This is a genomic window from Streptomyces sp. RGM 3693 (genome assembly GCF_050471125.1).
Classification (GTDB): domain Bacteria; phylum Actinomycetota; class Actinomycetes; order Streptomycetales; family Streptomycetaceae; genus Streptomyces.
On record NZ_JBMPPQ010000002.1, the window covers coordinates 446,618 to 463,663 of the forward strand.

Consider the following 17,046-nt stretch of genomic DNA (forward strand, 5'->3'; position numbering starts at 1 on the left):
CGGCGATACTCAAGGGGTGAGCGACCACACCGACTACGACGCGATCGTGCTGGCCGGAGGGGCGGCCCGACGGCTTGGTGGGGCGGACAAACCCGCCCTGCCGGTCGGCGGCCGGGCCCTCCTGGACCGGGTCCTGGCCACCTGCCCCGACGCCGCGGTCACCGTCGTCGTCGGCCCCGCGCGCCCGACCGTCCGCCCCGTGGCCCAGGCCCTCGAAGACCCACCCGGCGGCGGTCCGCTCGCCGCGCTCGACGTCGGACTGCGCCACACCACCGCCCCCACGGTGCTGGTCCTCTCCGCCGACCTGCCGTTCCTGACGGCCGCGACCGTACGCGCCCTCCTCAAGGCGGCGACCGCCGGTGGCGCTTCCCCCCGGGACGGGGCGCTGCTGCGCGATGCGGAAGGGCGGGACCAGCCGCTGGTGGCGGCCTACCGGTCCGCCCCGCTGCGCCGCGAACTGGACCGACTGCGGACCGACCACGGCACCCTGACCGGTCTGCCGCTGCGCCCCCTACTGTCCGCGCTGGCCCTCGCCCGGGTCCCGGACACCACGTCCACGGCGTCCTTCGACTGCGACACCTGGGAGGACCTCGGCACGGCACGTGCCCGGATCAGGGAGCATGGACACGTGTTGGACGAATGGATCACCGCAGTCAAGGCCGAACTGGGCATCGACCTCGATGTCGAGACGGCGGCACTCCTCGACCTCGCGCGGGACGCGGCACACGGCGTGGCCCGCCCGGCCGCGCCGCTGACCACCTTCCTGGTCGGCTACGCGGCGGGCCGGCAGGGCCGCGACGTGGCGGAGCTGGCGCAGCGGGCCGCCGCACTGGCCGACCGCTGGGCGGCGGAATCCGCGGCCGAGGAGGCCAGGGTGGCGGGGGCGACCGGCGCCGGCGCCCCGGCTGACGAAGCGAAGCCCGCGGAATGACCGACGGGGAGCGCGGCGACCCGTTCGCCGACGAGTTCGCCGACGCGCTCGCACTGGCCAATGACACCGGGTCGGCCCGTCGGCGGTCCGGGACCGCCGACAAACCAGGCGCGCCCCTGGGTGCCGCGACCGGTGCGTACGCCGCCGGCTGCGCGGGGCCGCCCCCGACCGGCGGTGCCCCCGGGCCCGGCCACGCCGACCCGGACCGCCCCGCCGCCCCCGGTGGCGGGCACGGCACCGCGTCCGCCCGCCCCGGCAAGCGGTCCTCCGGCCATCCCGCCATGCCCTGGCGCACGGCCCGGGGCGTCGCCGAACACGCGGTGCACGAGCCCCCCGGGCCCGGGACGGCCGGACTCGCCGACGCGCTCGGCCGCACGCTCGCCGCTCCCCTCACGGCCCTCACCGACCTGCCGTCGTTCGACACCTCGGCGATGGACGGCTGGGCGGTGGCCGGCCCCGGCCCCTGGCGTGTCGACCGTGCCGCGGACGACACCGGGACCGGTCCGGACACCGGCATCCTCGCCGGCCACGCCACCACCGCGGCGCTCCCCGACGGCCACGCGCTCCCCATCGCCACCGGCGGCCGTATCCCGGCCGGTGCTACCGCAGTGCTGCGCAGCGAGCACGGCGAGGTCCTCGAACTCCCCGACGGCCGGGCACGGCTGTACGCGCCGCGACCGGTGCCGCCGGGCCAGGACATCCGCCCGCGCGGCCAGGAGTGCCGGAGCGGTGACCAACTCCTGCCCGCCGGCACGCTGGTGACCCCCGCGGCCCTCGGCCTGGCCGCGGCGGCCGGCTACGACGCGCTCTTGGTCCACCCCCGACCCCGCGTCGACGTGCTCGTCCTCGGCGACGAGCTGCTGCGCAGCGGACTGCCCGAGGGCGGCCGGATCCGCGACGCGCTCGGCCCGATGTTGGCGCCTTGGCTGAGTGCCCTGGGTGCCGAGGCGGCGCCCCCGCGGCACCTCGGCGATGACGCCGACGCGCTGCACGACGCCCTCGCCGGGGCCACCGCCGACCTGGTCATCACCACCGGCGGCACCGCGTCGGGCCCCGTCGACCACGTGCACCCCACCCTCCAACGGCTCGGCGCGGAGCTCCTGGTGGACGGCGTGGCGGTGCGCCCCGGCCACCCCATGCTGCTGGCCCGCCTCGCACCGGGCCGGCACCTCGTGGGCCTCCCGGGCAATCCGCTGGCCGCGGTGTCCGGCCTGCTCACCCTCGCCGAACCCCTGCTCCGCACGCTCGCCGCCCGCCGTCCCGCCGCGCCGTACCGGGTGCCGCTGGCCGCAGCCGTCCACGGCCATCCGGGCGACACCCGGCTCGTCCCGGTGGCCTACCGCGACGACGACCGAGACGGGCTGGTGGCCACGCCGCTGCACTTCCACGGGCCCGCGATGCTGCGCGGGATCGCCGCCGCCGACGCGATGGCCGTCGTCCCGCCGCGTGGCGCGGAGCGCGGCACCGAGGTCGAGCTCCTCGAACTGCCCTGGCCGGCGGGCTGGTCGGCGGGTTGGCCGGCCCCCGACACCTCCTACGACCCCACAGCTCCCACCGGAGGCGCCGCGTGAAGCTGCCGTCCCACGACGCCGTGGCACGCGAGGTTCCCGAGGACCGCTCCCACCGGGTGGTACTGCCCCGTCGCACCCCGAAGGCACCGATACGGCAGGTCGCCCGCCGGCTGCTGATGGCCCTGCTGGTGCTCGTCGCGACGGCCTTCATCGTCTGGGTCGACCGCGAGGGGTACCACGACAACGCCGGCGGCCCGCTCGACCTGCTCGACTGCTTCTACTACGCCACCGTCACGCTCTCCACCACGGGATACGGCGACATCGTCCCCTACAGCGGGAGCGCGCGGCTGTTGAACATCCTGCTGGTCACACCGCTGCGCGTGCTGTTCCTGATCATCCTGGTCGGCACCACGCTGGAGGTGCTGACCGAACGCACCCGCGAGCAGTGGCAACTGAAACGCTGGAGAAACGCCTTGCGCGATCACACCGTCATCGTCGGCTTCGGAACGAAGGGTCGGTCCGCCGTCCAGACCCTGTGTGCCACGGGCCTGTCGCGGGACCGGATCGTCATCGTCGACCCCAGCAGCAAGGTGATCGAATCGGCGGTGTCCGAAGGGTTCGCGGGCGTGGTCGGTGATGCGACGCGCAGCGATGTCCTGCTGCGGGCCGAGATTCAGCGGGCGCACCAGATCGTCATCGCCACCCAGCGCGATGACACCGCCGTGCTGGTCTCGTTGACCGCCCGTCAGCTCAACAAGCGCGCCAACATCGTCGCCGCGGTGCGCGAGGAGGAGAACGCGCCGCTGCTGCGGCAGTCCGGTGCCGACGCGGTGATCACCTCGGCCAGTGCGGCCGGCCGGCTGCTGGGGCTCTCGGTGCACAGCCCCAGCGCGGGTGCCGTCATGGAGGACCTGATCCAGCAGGGCAGCGGCCTGGACTTGGTGGAGCGGCCGGTGGTCAAGGCCGAGGTCGGAAAGTCCGTCCGGGAGACCGGCGACCTGGTGGTTTCCGTGCTGCGCGGGCACCGGCTCCTGGGGTACGACGACCCGGAGGCGAGCCCGCTACAGACCGCGGACCGTCTGATCACCATCGTGCGTGCCGCCCCGGCGGAGGAGCCCGCCGTCCCCGGGAAGCCGTCCGCCAAGCCGACGTTGCCCGGCACCGCGGTCTCCCCCATGCGTCCGGCGGACGAGTGACGGACCGTGGGACGGGGCGCTGGGTACCGGAGTCGGGGCCGTGACCTGTAGTGGGACCGCGCCCCGCCCTTTCGCCCCATGGCCGGTCGGCGAGTAGCCTCGCGCCCATGCGAGCGATCACTATCCCCGAGCCCGGTGGCCCCGAAGCCCTTGTCTGGGCCGAAGTGCCCGATCCGCAGCCCGCCGAGGGCGAGGTCCTGATCGAGGTCGCGGCCAGCGCCGTGAACCGCGCCGACCTGCTCCAGCGCCAGGGCTTCTACGATCCGCCGCCCGGCGCCTCCCCGTACCCCGGCCTGGAGTGCTCGGGGCGGATCGCGGCGATCGGCCCCGGCGTGCACGGCTGGGCGGTCGGCGACGAGGTGTGCGCGCTGTTGTCGGGCGGTGGGTACGCCGAGAAGGTCGCCGTCCCGGCCGGTCAGGTGCTGCCGTTGCCGCCCGGCGTCGACCTCGTCACGGCCGCCGCGCTCCCCGAAGTCGCCTGCACCGTCTGGTCGAACGTCTTCATGATCGCGCACCTGCGGCCCGGTGAGACCCTGCTGGTCCACGGCGGTGCCAGCGGTATCGGCACCTTGGCGATCCAGCTCGCCAAGGCGGTCGGGGCGCGGGTGGCGGTCACCGCGGGTGGCCCCGAAAAGCTGGCCCGTTGCGCCGAATTGGGCGCCGACATCCTCATCGACTACCGCGAGCAGGACTTCGTCCAGGAGATCCGCAAGGCCACCGACGGCAAGGGCGCGGACGTCATCCTCGACATCATCGGCGCCAAGTACCTCCAGCGGAACGTCAAGGCGCTGGCGGTCGCCGGCCGGCTGGCGATCATCGGGCTGCAGGGCGGGGTGAAGGCCGAGCTCAACCTCGCCGCGCTGATCTCCAAGCGCGCCGCGATCACCGGCACGGGGCTGCGGGCCCGTCCGGTCAGTGAGAAGTCGGCCATCGTCGCGGCCGTCCGGGAACACGTCTGGCCGCTGATCGGCAACGGCCAGGTCCGCCCGATCGTCGATCGGGTCCTGCCGATGGCGGAGGCCGCCGAGGCGCACCGCATCCTGGATTCCGGCAGCCACGTGGGCAAGGTCATCCTGACGGTCTGAGTCGGCCGGCCCGTGGCCGTCGGGGCCCCGAGCGCCCCTCGCCCCTCCCCGTGCCGGCAGGTCACCCGGCCGATCTGCCCGAGATGCCGCGGTCGAACCGCTGTGTGACGCTGGGCTCGTCACTCGACGGCTCGGCACGGGAGGGGCACCGTGGTCGCTCCAGGATTCCGTACGCGCATTGCCTCAAGTCTTTTGGTGGTCGCCGCCGCCCTGCCCGTCTCCCTGATGACAGCCGGCCCCGCGCTGGCCGCGGACCAGCGGGCCAACCCGGCCGCCCGTCCCGATGAGCCGCTGGACGACTTCGCGGCGGATTCCCTGCTGACCGGAGAGCGTCTGGGGGAGCTGTACCCCGGCCGTCCCGCCATCCCGGACCTGCCGGACTTTCCCGGTGCCGACGATTTCCGGGACCTCCCGGACACCTTCCTGGCCCTCTCCGGCACCTTGCCGGGCTTCCCGCACCACCCCGGCGGACCGTTCCTCCACGGATCGCGCCAACACCACCGGCATCACTCGTTCGGCCCCGGCTTCCCCTGGAGCCCGGACCCCGCTCCGGACCTCGGCGACGGTTCCCTGGACGACTCCGCGGACGCGGACGTGGACGTTCCCGAGCCGCCCGAGCCGTCCGACCTTCCGAGCGCCCCCGCCCCGGCCCCCGTACAGCGGCCGCCCAGCCGGCCCACGCCGAGGCCGCACCACCACGCTCCCTCGGCCTCATCGGACCCCAGCCCCCTCGCGACCGGTGCGCCACAGCGGCCCCCTTCGCGCCGACGTGACCTCGGCGGCGCGCCCGCCCCGACTCCCGACCGGCAGACACCGTCGCCCGCCCCGGAGCGGGACCCGGATCCGGACCCGGACAACGCCGTGGCCGGTCCGGAGCCGGCAGCGAGCCCCTACGCGCTCGATGCCCCGGGGGCCCGGGTCGAACGGGTCCTGCCGATGGGCGCCGGGATGGCGCTCACGGGCTTGGGGCTCGCCTTCCTCGGACTCCGGCTGCGGCGCCGCTGAGGCCCTGTTTCACGTGAAACGACGGAGCGTGTTTCACGTGAAACAGTCCGCACCCCGTGGTTTCACGCTCCGTGGTTTCACGTGAAACATCACCGGGCCGCGCTGTGTCCCGTGAAACGCCAAGACCGTGAAACGAAAGGAAGCCACCGTTTCACGTGAAACAGCCGAGATTCCGTGGTTTCACGTGAAACGTACGGTGAAGGGGCAGAGCGAAAGCCGGTGTCTACCCGACGGCAATCCGCCGTGGCAGGAAGGGTGGATCACTTTCTGCCAGGGGCACCACCGTTCTACATCTGTCGTACGAGAGAATGGCGGCATGGATATGCCGATGAACGAACGGTCGCAGGAGAACCAGCACGTCTTGGTCGTCGGCCCGGACGGCATGGCGCTCGGCAGCGCCGGCTTCGGTGGCGGGGACGAGGGCGAGGAGCCCCGTGAGATTCCGGTGACGGACATGGTCGAGCAGCCTGCGAAGGTCATGCGCATCGGCAGCATGATCAAGCAGCTGCTGGAAGAGGTGAAGTCCGCTCCCCTCGACGAGGCGAGCCGGGTGCGCCTGAAGGAGATCCACGCCAGCTCGGTCAAGGAGCTGGAGGACGGGCTGGCACCCGAGCTGGTCGAGGAGCTGGAGCGACTCTCGCTGCCCTTCACCGAGGATTCGGTGCCGACCGAGGCCGAGCTGCGGATCGCCCAGGCACAGCTGGTCGGCTGGTTGGAGGGGCTCTTCCACGGCATTCAGACCGCGCTCTTCGCCCAGCAGATGGCCGCCCGCGCCCAGCTGGAGCAGATGCGTCGTGCACTGCCGCCCGGTATCGCGGCGGAAGGCCACCAGGAGCAGCCCGGTCACGGCGGCGCCCGCTCGGGCCCGTACCTCTGATCCCCGCGCCCGGGGCCCACAACAGCCGGAGGGGCCGGCACGCAGCTCGCGTGCCGGCCCCTCCGCTGTCAGGATGTCGCTGCCGTCAGCTGCTGCGCCCCGTCGAGACGGTCAGCTGGATGGTGTCGTTGCTGCCGGGGTCCCAGTAGCTGATGCCCGCCGGGGTCTGGTCCGTGACGGTGTTCTTGGCCCAGAGCCCGTCGTTCTCCGCCTTGACCACCTTGTACTTCCAGCCGGCGGCCTTGATGCACTCCTCGACCGACTCCAGGTTCTTGTACTTGAACGAGGGGAAGAGGATCTTGCCCTTCTGCGCGTAGCTCGGCGTCGGGTTGGTGCACTCGGTGGTCTGGATCGTCGCCGTCTTGTCCTCGGGGCGGACGCTGCTGGTGGGCGACGGGGAGTAGGAGTACGAGTACGCGGACGTCGGGTTGTCGCTGCCGCCGCCGCTGTCACCAGAACCGGCGCTCAGGCCGATGCCGACCGCTATCGCGGTGACCACGACCACGCCCACCACCGCCGAAACGATGATCACCCCGCTGTTGTTCTTCCGGGGGCGTGCCGGCGGCATCGAGCCCGTCACCGGCGGGGGCGGACCGGGGAACGGCGGCGGCGGGGCCTGGAAGCCGCCGGCGAACGGTGCGGGCGTCGGGGCCGGTGCGGGCGTCGGGTAGGCGTTGTTCACCGGCGGCGGCGTCGAGGGGCCGAAGGCGGCCTGCGTCGGCTGGTACGGCTGCTGGACGCTCGGCGGCACCGGCGTGTGCGGGTTGCCGGCGGCGGTGGGGAACACCGCGGAGGACACCGAAGCGCCGCTGGTGCGGGCCCGCGGTCCTTCGCTGATGATCAGCGGCGTCGCCCCGGACTGCCCGGAGCCGGCGATCCGCAGGCACTCGTCCCGCATCGCCTCGGCGGTGGGGAACCGTTCGTTGGGATTCTTCTTCAACGCCCGGGACACCAGCGCGTCCACCGCCGGCGGCAGCGAGCGGTTGATGCTCGACGGGACCGGCGGCTCTTCCTGGACGTGGGCGTAGGCGATGGCCAGCGGCGAGTCCGCGTCGAACGGCAGCTGACCGGTCAGCAGCTCGAAGAGCATGATGCCGACCGAGTACAGGTCGGAGCGGGCGTCCACGCCGCGGCCCAGCGCCTGCTCGGGCGAGAGGTACTGCGGGGTGCCGACGACCATGCCGGTCTGCGTCATCGAGGTCACGCCGGACTGCATGGCGCGGGCGATACCGAAGTCCATGACCTTGACGACATTGCGCTTGGTCATCATGACGTTGCCCGGCTTGATGTCCCGGTGGACCAGGCTCATCTCGTGGCTCGCCTCAAGGGCGGCGAGCACATCGGCGGTGATTTTCAGCGCCTTTTCCGTCGGCATCGCGCCGTGCTGGGCGATGTCGCCGTCCAGCACGGAACGCAGCGGCTGGCCGGCGACGTACTCCATGATGATGTACGGCACCATGCCGCCGTCGAGCTCGTCCTCGCCGGAGTCGAAGACCGAGACGATGTTGGTGTGCGTGAGCTTCGCCACTGACTGCGCCTCGCGCCGGAAGCGCTCGCGGAACGCCTGCTCGCGGCCGAGCTCGGTGTGCAGGGTCTTGATCGCGACCTCACGGTCCAGCACGCTGTCGTAGGCGAGGTGCACGGAGGCCATGCCGCCGGCGCCGAGAAGATCACGAAGCTGGTAACGTCCACCGCCGACCGAACGGCCCTCGAATTGGCCTTGAGCGCCGTCCTGGCTCATCGTCCTGCTTCCCCCTAGGCGCACTGCCCGTATGTCTAGCGATCAAAATCTAGATTTCCGCAGCCAAGTCTGCCCCAGGCCACGGACACGTCAAGCTGTGTGCCCGTTCCGTGACCAGATGTGCAAGATCAGGGCACAGTCATGAGGGGTTTCAGGCTTCCGGTCACCCCTGGTGAACTTGCCACACTTGGGATGCGAAGGGTTTGATGGCCGGTCCACGACGGACCGGTGGGTACCGCGGAACCTGTAGCGTGCTCTAGCGAAGACCGAGACCTTACCGCTGTAATGCGGATCGATTCGACGGCGAGGACCGATGGCACCGACGCAGCGCCCCCAGGGGCCGTCCGATCCTGACGCCACCGGCTCCAACGTCTCGGACACACCGGAGCTGTGGGGTAACGGCGGGCTGGTCGGCGACGGCCGCTACCGGCTGACGCACCGGCTGGGCCGCGGCGGCATGGCGGAGGTGTTCGCGGCCGAGGACGTACGCCTGGGCCGTACCGTCGCCGTGAAGCTGCTGCGCGCCGACCTCGCCGAGGATCCGGTGTCCAAGGCCCGCTTCACACGCGAGGCGCAGTCCGTGGCCGGACTGAACCACCACGCGGTCGTCGCCGTGTACGACTCCGGCGAGGACTTCGTCGGCGGCAGCACCGTGCCGTACATCGTGATGGAGCTGGTCGAGGGTCACACCATCCGTGACCTGTTGCTCAACGCCGAGGCGCCGCCGCCGGACCAGGCATTGATCATCGTCTCCGGGGTGCTGGAGGCGCTGGCCTACAGCCACCAGCACGGCATCGTGCACCGTGACATCAAGCCCGCGAACGTGATCATCACCAACAGCGGCGCCGTGAAGGTGATGGACTTCGGCATCGCCCGGGCCCTGCACGGGGCGCAGTCGACCATGACCCAGACCGGCATGGTCATGGGCACCCCGCAGTACCTCTCCCCGGAGCAGGCGCTCGGCAAGACCGTCGACACCCGCTCCGACCTCTACGCCACCGGCTGCCTGCTGTACGAACTCCTCGCGCAGCGGCCGCCGTTCACCGGTGAGACCCCGCTCTCGGTCGTCTACCAGCACGTCCAGGACATGCCGGTGGCGCCCTCGCAGGTCGCCGACGCGGTGCCGCCGGAGCTGGACGGCCTGGTCATGCGGTCGCTGGCCAAGGACCCCGACGACCGTTTCCAGAGCGCCGAGGAGATGCGCGGCCTGGTCCAGTACTCGTTGCAGATGCTGCACGAGCAGGGCGGCCACACCGGCACCTGGAACACCGGCCCGGTCGCGCTGCCCGACGGCGGTCACACCATGGCCCTCCGCGGCGGGGCCGCCGAGACCACTGCGCTGTCCCACGCCGACGCCGGCAAGACCACGGCGCAGCCGATCCTGACGCCCGGGATGCGGGACGACGACGGCGGTTTCGAGGGCGGGTACCGCCAGGCCAAGCGCGGCCGCGGAAAGATCTGGCTGATCGCGGTGCTCGCGCTGATCGCCATCGCGGTGGGCGTGGCCTTCGCCGTGCAGAACACCAAGAGCGGCGGGCACACGCCCAAGACGCCGGTCACCCAGTCCCCGCAGCCGTCGCAGTCGGACCAGACCACCGAGCCGCCGACGGACGAGCAGACCACCCCGGAGACCTACCCGGGCGGCACCAGCGGCGGCGGGAACACCTACACCCACCGGCCGAGCCACCAGCCCAGCACCCCGCCGTCGTCCGCGCCGCCCAGCTCGGAGCCGCCGAGCTCGGAGCCGCCGACCAGCACCACCGGCGGGACGACCAACGGTGGCACCACGGACGGCGGCACCACCACCGGCGGAACGACGGACGGTGGCACCACCAACGGCGGGACCACCAACGGTGGCACCACGGACGGTGGCACCACCAACGGCGGGACCACCAACGGTGGTACGAACACCGGTGGCACCCCCGGCACCACGGCCGGCTCGCCCCTGGGCGGGGCGACCGGCGGCTGACGGCCGGCCGGGCTGACGCCTCGCGTGCGTCAGCCCGTGAACGCCCGCCGCACGGCCGGGAACTCGCGGGTCCACCACACCGCCAGCGCGGCCGCCGCGGGGAACTGCGGATCGGTGCGCAGGTCCCCGAGCCGGTAGCGCCAGGTGAGCATCCAGAAGTCGTTCAGCCGCTCCCACCAGACCCGGTGCACGGCCGCCGCCAGCTCGTCGGCGCCGGCCCCGCACACACTGCGGTAGGCGCCGGCGTACGCGGCGACCTTCGCCAGGTCCAGCGTGCCGCAGGGGCGGACGAAGAAGATCGCGGCGGCGCGTACCGCCTCCTCGGCGCGGGGTTGGACGCCCAGCCGGTCCCAGTCGACGATCGCGGCCGGTTCGGTGCCGCGGTAGAGCACGTTCAGCGGGTGGAAGTCGCCGTGCACCCAGCCCGCCGGGGGCTCCGCGCCGGGAGCCGGGCGGCGGTGTGCCTGCCGCTCCAGCAGGGCCCGGCGCTCTAGGAGGCGGTGCTCGGCGAGCTCGTCGAAGCTGGTGCGGGGCCGGGCGCCGCGGGCCAGTGACAGCAGCTCGTCGATGGTCTCGAAGGTCCGCTCGGGGTCGGCGGCGGCGTCCGTGCCGGGTGGCCGCGGCGGCGCCGGCTGGTCGGCCATGACCTGCGCCAGTGTGGTGTGGACCAGCCCGAGCAGGGCGCCGAGCCGGCGCGACTGACCGACGGTCAGCACCGTGCCGCCCAGGTGCCGGCCCTCCTTCCAGGGGTGCAGGGCGTAGTAGCGGCCGTCCAGGACGGTGAAGGTCCTCCCGTCGGTGCCCGTCACGGGCGGGACGACGGGCAGGCCGAGTCCGGCCAGCCGGCGGGTGGCCAGGTGCTGGCGGGTGAGGGTGGCGCGGTCGCCGTCGAGGTGGTGTTTGAGGAAGTAGCGGCCGCGGGTGGTGGCGAGGAAGTAGCCGTGGTTGAGCAGCCCCTCGGCGACGGGCTCGCAGGACAGCGGCGCCCCGGCACCGTCGTAGTGGCGCAGCAGGGATCCGAGGGTGTCGCGGGCGGGCGTCGCCGCCGACCGGACTACAGATGAGCGCAGCACGCGCCAGATGTTAGATCAACATCGCCCAGTGGAGTGGGTGTCCCGGAAAGCCTTACAGAGGGTGTGCATATCCGAAGACCGGGACGTCGGTGAGGTGATGCAGCGTCACGAATTCCGGTTCGATCCGCAGGAAGACCGCGTCGTACGGGAGCCCATCGGCCAACCGCGGGGTGCGGCCGAACAGTTCCCGCTCGGCCGGGGTGGGCTCGATGACCCGGGCGGTGCCGGTGAACTGCACGGACCAGGTGTCGCGTGCGCCGCTGTTGACGTTGTCGGCCTCGTACGCGACGACGCTGCCGTCCAGCGCCCGGTGGTACTCGTAGCCGCGGTGCAGCCGCAGGAGCAGGCGGCCGTCGACGACGATGTGCCGGGTGACGGTGGTGAAGGGGAGCGCCCGCCGGCTGGCCGACACCCGGCCGTAGGGGGTACTGCTCAGCAGCTCGATGGCGCGGAAGACGTCGGTGGGCATGGTCTCACCCTGCCCGTGCGGCGCGGTGGTGGGTAGGGGCGGCAGCCCCCGGTCGGCGGGACGTTGGTCCCTTTCTCCGGCCACGGAATCACCGCGTCCGTGGTCGTGGCCGGAGTTCTTCGCCTGGTCAGCGCCGTTCGGCCTGCATGCGCGCGACATAGGCGGCGGCCTGGGAGCGGCGTTCCATACCGAGCTTGGAAAGCAGGCTGGAAACGTAATTCTTGATCGTTTTCTCGGCGAGGTGGAGCCGTTCACCGATTACGCGATTGGTCAGTCCCTCGCCGATCAGATCGAGGATCTTGCGCTCCTGCTCGGTGAGGTTCGCCAGCCGGTCGTCGCCCTTTGCGGCATTGCCGTCGCGGAGTCGTTCCAGGACGCGGGCGGTGGCCACCGGGTCGAGCAGCGACTTTCCGGCTGCCACGTCGCGGACCGCGGAGAGGAGTTCGCTGCCGCGGATGGCCTTGAGGACATAACCGGACGCACCGGCCATGATCGCATCGAAGAGGGCTTCGTCATCGGCGAACGAGGTGAGCATCAGGCAGGCAATGTCCTCGTTCCGGGAACGGATCTCGCGGCAGACCTCGACACCGCTGCCGTCCGGGAGCCGGACGTCGAGCACGGCCACGTCCGGACGCGTCGCCGGGATCCTGACCAGCGCATCAGCCGCGGTGCCGGCCTCGCCGACCACCTCGATGTCTTCCTCGACCGACAGCATTTCGTGGACGCCCCGCCGGACCACTTCGTGGTCATCGAGCAGGAAAACCGTGATTTTTCCGTCTTCACGCACATCCTCAGTCTCACACACCAACTCTTCCCGTGCTCCAGGTCACCGATATAACGTGCCGTTGTCCCGGCGGCCTGCAACGCTGTGACCAGGAGTTGTTCCCAGCCTTCGGGTTTTACTTGGAAATCCAAGCAAAATCGCAGGTCAGCGCCATTTCCACTTCGGCTTTGACAATGGGTAACGTGCAATGAGCAGGCCACTCCGGGGCGCTTTGTTCCACCCGGATCCGGCCGCGTTCGCACACACCCCGTGCGCCGTATCGGATACCGGGTGAGCCGCAAACGGCCACCGGCGGACCCCGGGGGCCGGACAGACGGAGGAGCAGCACGTGACCGTGGAAGGCACTGCCGAGCGGAAAACCGCCCGCGGCGGCAGCAAGCGCACCACCGCCAAAAAGACGACGCCGGTGAAAAAGGCGTCGGAGTCCAGGCCCAGGAACAGCGCCGGGCCGGACCAGGCGGAGCAGGACCAGCTCGTACAACTGCTGACCCCGGAAGGGCAGCGGGTCGAGCACCCGGATTACGCGATCGACCTCTCTGCAGAGGAACTGCGGGGTCTGTACCGCGACATGGTGCTGACCCGGCGGTTCGACGCTGAGGCGACCACCCTCCAGCGCCAGGGAGAGCTGGGCCTGTGGGCCTCGCTGCTGGGCCAGGAAGCCGCCCAGATCGGCTCGGGCCGCGCGCTGCGCGACGACGACTACGTCTTCCCCACCTACCGGGAGCACGGTGTGGCCTGGTGCCGCGGCGTCGACCCGACGAACCTGCTGGGGATGTTCCGTGGCGTCAACCACGGCGGTTGGGACCCCAACAGCAACAACTTCCACCTCTACACCATCGTCATCGGTTCGCAGACGCTGCACGCGACCGGCTATGCGATGGGCGTGCAGAAGGACGGCGCGGATTCCGCGGTCATCGCGTATTTCGGTGACGGCGCCTCCAGCCAGGGCGATGTCGCCGAATCCTTCACCTTCTCCGCGGTCTACAACGCACCGGTCGTCTTCTTCTGCCAGAACAACCAGTGGGCGATTTCCGAGCCCACCGAGAAGCAGACCCGGGTACCCCTCTACCAGCGCGCCCAGGGCTTCGGCTTCCCCGGCGTCCGGGTCGACGGCAACGACGTACTGGCCTGTCTGGCGGTGACCAAGGCGGCCCTGGACCGGGCGCGCACCGGCCAAGGCCCCATGCTCATCGAGGCGTTCACCTACCGGATGGGCGCCCACACCACCTCCGACGACCCGACGCGGTACCGCGCCGACGAGGAGACGCTGGCCTGGGAGGCCAAGGACCCGATCCTGCGGCTGCGGAAGTACCTGGAGGCCGAGGGCTTCGTCGACGACGCCTACCTCGCCGCGATCGACGAGGAGAGCGAGACCCTGGGCAAGCGGGTCCGCGACGTCGTACGGGCGATGCCCGACCCGGACCACATGGCGATCTTCGAGAACGTCTATGCCGACGGGCACGCGCTCGTCGATGAGGAGCGCGCGCAGTTCGCCGCCTACCAGGCGTCGTTCGCCGACGCCGATGCCGCCGCGGAGGGGAACTGACCATGGCCGTCTTCGAGAAGATCACCATCGCCAAGGCGATCAACGCGTCGTTGCGCGCCTCCATGGAGGCCGACCCCAAGGTCCTCGTCATGGGTGAGGACGTCGGCAAGCTCGGCGGCGTCTTCCGGGTCACCGACGGACTCCAGAAGGACTTCGGCGAGGAGCGGGTGATCGACACCCCGCTCGCCGAGTCCGGCATCGTCGGCACCGCGATCGGCCTGGCCCTGCGTGGCTACCGCCCGGTCGTGGAGATCCAGTTCGACGGCTTCGTCTTCCCCGCCTACGACCAGATCGTCACCCAGCTCGCGAAGATGCACGCGCGGGCGCTGGGCAAGGTCAAGATGCCGGTCGTCATCCGCATCCCGTACGCGGGCGGCATCGGCGCCGTCGAGCACCACTCCGAGTCCCCCGAGGCGCTGTTCGCGCACGTCGCGGGCCTCAAGATCGTCTCTCCCTCGAACTCCTCCGACGCCTACTGGATGCTCCAGCAGGCCATCGCCGGGGACGACCCGATCATCTACTTCGAGCCCAAGCGCCGCTACCACGACAAGTCGCGCCTGGACACCGAGTCGATCCCGGACCCGCTGCACAAGGCGCGGATCACCCGGACCGGCTCCGATCTCACGCTGGCCGCCTACGGTCCGATGGTGAAGGTCTGCGAGGACGTCGCCAAGGTCGCGGCCGAGGAGGGCAAGTCGGTCGAGGTCGTCGACCTGCGCTCGATCTCCCCGATCGACTTCGACACCGTGCAGTCCTCGGTGGAGAAGACCGGCCGGCTGGTCGTCGTCCACGAGGCGCCGGTCTTCTTCGGCTCGGGTGCGGAGATCGCCGCCCGGATCACCGAGCGCTGCTTCTACCACCTGGAGGCACCGGTGCTGCGGGTCGGCGGTTTCCACGCCCCGTATCCGCCGTCCAGGCTGGAGGACGAGTACCTTCCGGGACTGGACCGGGTGCTCGACGCCGTTGACCGTGCGTTGGCGTACTGAGGTTGAGGAGAGTCGTGACCATGACTGCAGGGACCGCCGGCGCCGCGAACGTGCAGCGCATCCGCGAGTTCAAGATGCCCGATGTGGGCGAGGGCCTGACCGAGGCCGAGATCCTCAAGTGGTACGTCAAGCCCGGTGACACCGTCACCGACGGCCAGGTCGTGTGCGAGGTCGAAACCGCCAAGGCCGCCGTGGAACTGCCCATCCCCTACGACGGGGTGGTGCACACGCTGAACTTCGACGAGGGCACCACCGTCGATGTCGGCACCGTGATCATCTCGGTCGACACCGACCCGGGTGCCGGGCCCGTCCAGGAGGGGCCCGGCGACGCCGCGGCACCCGCCGAGGCGGTCGAGGAGGAAGCCGAGCCGCAGGGCCGGCAGGCGGTGCTGGTCGGCTACGGTGCCGCGCCGTCCTCGACCAAGCGCCGGGCGCGCAAGCCGCAACCGGGGGTGCCGGCTCAGTCGGAGCCGGTGACCGCCGGCCTCCAGGCGGAGCTGAACGGGCGGGCCACACCGGCTCCGGCCGCCACCCCCGTGGCCGTGCCCGTGGCGCCGGCCGTGCCCGCCGCCTCCGCTCCGGCCGCCGGGCGTCCGCTGGCCAAGCCCCCGGTCCGCAAGCTCGCCAAGGACCTGGGCATCGACCTCGCGACGGTCGCTCCGACCGGACCGGGCGGCGTCATCACCCGCGACGACGTCTACGCCGCCGCCGCACCGGCCGAGGCGGCGCCGGCCGTCCTGCCTGCCGCACCCGAGCCGGGCGTCCCGACCGTGGCGGCTCCCGTCGCCGCCTTCGACGCCGCCCGCGAGCGGCGGGTGCCGGTCAAGGGCGTGCGCAAGGCCACCGCCCAGGCGATGGTCGCCAGCGCCTTCACCGCGCCGCACGTCACGGAGTTCATCACCGTCGATGTGACCCGCACGATGAAGCTCGTCCAGGAGCTGAAGCAGGACCCGGACCTGGCCGGTCTGCGGGTCAATCCGCTGCTGCTGGTCGCCAAGGCGTTCCTGGTCGCCATCAAGCGGCACCCGGAGGTCAACGCGGCCTGGGACGAGGCGAACCAGGAGATCGTCTACAAGGACTACATCAACCTCGGGATCGCCGCGGCCACCCCGCGCGGTCTGATCGTCCCGAACATCAAGGACGCGGGCGCCAAGACGCTCCCCCAGCTCGCCACGGAGCTGGGCGAGCTGGTGGCCACCGCCCGCGAGGGCAAGACCTCCCCGGCGGCGATGTCCGGCGGCACGGTCACCATCACCAATGTCGGCGTCTTCGGGGTCGACACCGGTACGCCGATCCTCAACCCGGGGGAGTCGGCGATCCTCGCCGTCGGCGCGATCAAGCTCCAGCCGTGGGTCCACAAGGGCAAGGTCAAGCCGCGCCAGGTCACCACCCTCGCGCTCTCCTTCGACCACCGGCTGATCGACGGTGAGCTGGGTTCCAAGCTGCTCGCGGACATCGCGGCGGTTCTGGAGCGGCCCAAGCGGCTGATCACCTGGGGCTGAGCCGGCAGGGCTGACCGTCCGGGCAGGGCCCGGCACGGCAGCAGGGGCGGTGTTTCACGTGAAACGGTCGGTGAGTTTCACGTGAAACATCGCCCCTGGTCGTTCCTCAGCCGCGGATGAGTTCGACCACGCGGCTGAAGTGCGCCACCGGGCCGGTCGGGGCAGACGGATCGGCCTGGGCGGCGCCACGGGTCAGCGCGGCGCCCGCCCATACGGTGGCGACGATCAGGGCCAGCACGACGGTGTTGCGGGTGCGGTGGCCGGTGTGCGTCCTGGACTGCATGGTCAACTCCCCTTGGCCGGCGGGCCGTATCGATTCCGTGCCTCCATTCACCCATGGGATTCCGGCCCGATCCGTACGCGTCAGGTAC

Annotated in this window: 15 protein-coding genes; 10 read left to right on the forward strand and 5 right to left on the reverse strand. The window is 71.5% G+C overall.

All coding sequences use genetic code 11. The annotated features are described in order from the left end of the window. Positions 1-16: 16 nt before the first annotated feature. The 6 genes from ACO0M4_RS19330 to ACO0M4_RS19355 all read left to right on the forward strand — a co-directional run bounded on the left by ACO0M4_RS19330 (position 17) and on the right by ACO0M4_RS19355 (position 6,605). The gene (locus ACO0M4_RS19330; protein WP_430371956.1) at positions 17-931 is read left to right on the forward strand and encodes an NTP transferase domain-containing protein; all 915 of its coding nucleotides are present in this window, start codon (positions 17-19) and stop codon (positions 929-931) included. Continuing rightward, positions 928-2,502, forward strand: a complete 1,575-nt coding sequence (locus ACO0M4_RS19335) for a molybdopterin molybdotransferase MoeA (RefSeq protein WP_430371957.1) — start codon at positions 928-930, stop codon at positions 2,500-2,502. Before ACO0M4_RS19330 ends, ACO0M4_RS19335 begins: the two co-directional genes overlap by 4 nt. Next, positions 2,499-3,638 (forward strand): potassium channel family protein, encoded by a 1,140-nt coding sequence (locus ACO0M4_RS19340; protein ID WP_430371958.1) that lies wholly within the window; start codon positions 2,499-2,501, stop codon positions 3,636-3,638. The genes ACO0M4_RS19335 and ACO0M4_RS19340 overlap by 4 nt, the downstream gene beginning before the upstream one ends. Before the next feature lie 107 nt (positions 3,639-3,745). After that, the gene (locus ACO0M4_RS19345; protein ID WP_430371959.1) at positions 3,746-4,723 is read left to right on the forward strand and encodes an NAD(P)H-quinone oxidoreductase; all 978 of its coding nucleotides are present in this window, start codon (positions 3,746-3,748) and stop codon (positions 4,721-4,723) included. A 195-nt stretch (positions 4,724-4,918) separates the two neighbouring features. Next, on the forward strand, positions 4,919-5,728 hold the full coding sequence (locus ACO0M4_RS19350) for a hypothetical protein (protein ID WP_430371960.1): 810 nt from the start codon (positions 4,919-4,921) through the stop codon (positions 5,726-5,728). A gap of 316 nt (positions 5,729-6,044) precedes the next feature. Then, a complete protein-coding gene (locus ACO0M4_RS19355; protein ID WP_430371962.1) occupies positions 6,045-6,605 on the forward strand; it encodes a bacterial proteasome activator family protein in 561 nt (186 codons plus the stop codon). Between the two features lie 85 nt (positions 6,606-6,690). On the opposite strand, the gene ACO0M4_RS19360 is transcribed toward ACO0M4_RS19355, so the two are convergent. Beyond that, positions 6,691-8,346 (reverse strand): protein kinase domain-containing protein, encoded by a 1,656-nt coding sequence (locus tag ACO0M4_RS19360; RefSeq protein WP_430371964.1) that lies wholly within the window; start codon positions 8,344-8,346, stop codon positions 6,691-6,693. A gap of 313 nt (positions 8,347-8,659) precedes the next feature. Between ACO0M4_RS19360 and ACO0M4_RS19365 the strand changes: the two genes are divergently transcribed. Next, positions 8,660-10,315, forward strand: a complete 1,656-nt coding sequence (locus ACO0M4_RS19365; RefSeq protein ID WP_430371966.1) for a protein kinase domain-containing protein — start codon at positions 8,660-8,662, stop codon at positions 10,313-10,315. Between the two features lie 29 nt (positions 10,316-10,344). Here the strand turns inward: ACO0M4_RS19365 and ACO0M4_RS19370 are convergent, their stop codons facing one another. The 3 genes from ACO0M4_RS19370 to ACO0M4_RS19380 form a co-directional block, all read right to left on the reverse strand. Beyond that, positions 10,345-11,388, reverse strand: coding sequence for a phosphotransferase (locus tag ACO0M4_RS19370; protein WP_430371968.1), 1,044 nt, complete (start codon positions 11,386-11,388; stop codon positions 10,345-10,347). 52 nt (positions 11,389-11,440) lie between these two features. Further along, entirely contained in the window at positions 11,441-11,857 is a 417-nt protein-coding gene (locus ACO0M4_RS19375) for a pyridoxamine 5'-phosphate oxidase family protein (protein ID WP_430371970.1), read from the reverse strand. Between the two features lie 127 nt (positions 11,858-11,984). Continuing rightward, positions 11,985-12,644 (reverse strand): response regulator, encoded by a 660-nt coding sequence (locus ACO0M4_RS19380; protein ID WP_430371971.1) that lies wholly within the window; start codon positions 12,642-12,644, stop codon positions 11,985-11,987. A 325-nt stretch (positions 12,645-12,969) separates the two neighbouring features. Here ACO0M4_RS19380 and pdhA point away from each other — a divergent pair, with 325 nt between their 5' ends. The 3 genes from pdhA to ACO0M4_RS19395 are packed head-to-tail and all read left to right on the forward strand — an operon-like array spanning position 12,970 to position 16,675. Further along, positions 12,970-14,187, forward strand: a complete 1,218-nt coding sequence (pdhA, locus tag ACO0M4_RS19385) for a pyruvate dehydrogenase (acetyl-transferring) E1 component subunit alpha (RefSeq protein ID WP_430371972.1) — start codon at positions 12,970-12,972, stop codon at positions 14,185-14,187. 2 nt (positions 14,188-14,189) lie between these two features. Continuing rightward, positions 14,190-15,173 (forward strand): alpha-ketoacid dehydrogenase subunit beta, encoded by a 984-nt coding sequence (locus ACO0M4_RS19390; protein ID WP_430371974.1) that lies wholly within the window; start codon positions 14,190-14,192, stop codon positions 15,171-15,173. Positions 15,174-15,193: 20 nt separating this feature from the next. Beyond that, complete coding sequence (locus ACO0M4_RS19395) at positions 15,194-16,675, forward strand: dihydrolipoamide acetyltransferase family protein (RefSeq protein WP_430371975.1); 1,482 nt, start codon at positions 15,194-15,196, stop codon at positions 16,673-16,675. A gap of 106 nt (positions 16,676-16,781) precedes the next feature. Here the strand turns inward: ACO0M4_RS19395 and ACO0M4_RS19400 are convergent, their stop codons facing one another. Then, a complete protein-coding gene (locus ACO0M4_RS19400; RefSeq protein WP_430371976.1) occupies positions 16,782-16,958 on the reverse strand; it encodes a hypothetical protein in 177 nt (58 codons plus the stop codon). Between the last annotated feature and the right edge of the window lie 88 nt (positions 16,959-17,046).

Coding starts and splice junctions, on each gene's coding strand:
- ACO0M4_RS19335 (WP_430371957.1), top strand. CDS start 928: ATGACCGACGGGGAGCGCGGCGACCCGTTCGCCGACGAGTTCGCCGAC.
- ACO0M4_RS19345 (WP_430371959.1), top strand. CDS start 3,746: ATGCGAGCGATCACTATCCCCGAGCCCGGTGGCCCCGAAGCCCTTGTC.
- ACO0M4_RS19355 (WP_430371962.1), top strand. CDS start 6,045: ATGGATATGCCGATGAACGAACGGTCGCAGGAGAACCAGCACGTCTTG.
- ACO0M4_RS19360 (WP_430371964.1), bottom strand. CDS start 8,346: ATGAGCCAGGACGGCGCTCAAGGCCAATTCGAGGGCCGTTCGGTCGGC.
- ACO0M4_RS19365 (WP_430371966.1), top strand. CDS start 8,660: ATGGCACCGACGCAGCGCCCCCAGGGGCCGTCCGATCCTGACGCCACC.
- ACO0M4_RS19375 (WP_430371970.1), bottom strand. CDS start 11,857: ATGCCCACCGACGTCTTCCGCGCCATCGAGCTGCTGAGCAGTACCCCC.
- ACO0M4_RS19390 (WP_430371974.1), top strand. CDS start 14,190: ATGGCCGTCTTCGAGAAGATCACCATCGCCAAGGCGATCAACGCGTCG.
- ACO0M4_RS19395 (WP_430371975.1), top strand. CDS start 15,194: ATGACTGCAGGGACCGCCGGCGCCGCGAACGTGCAGCGCATCCGCGAG.
- ACO0M4_RS19400 (WP_430371976.1), bottom strand. CDS start 16,958: ATGCAGTCCAGGACGCACACCGGCCACCGCACCCGCAACACCGTCGTG.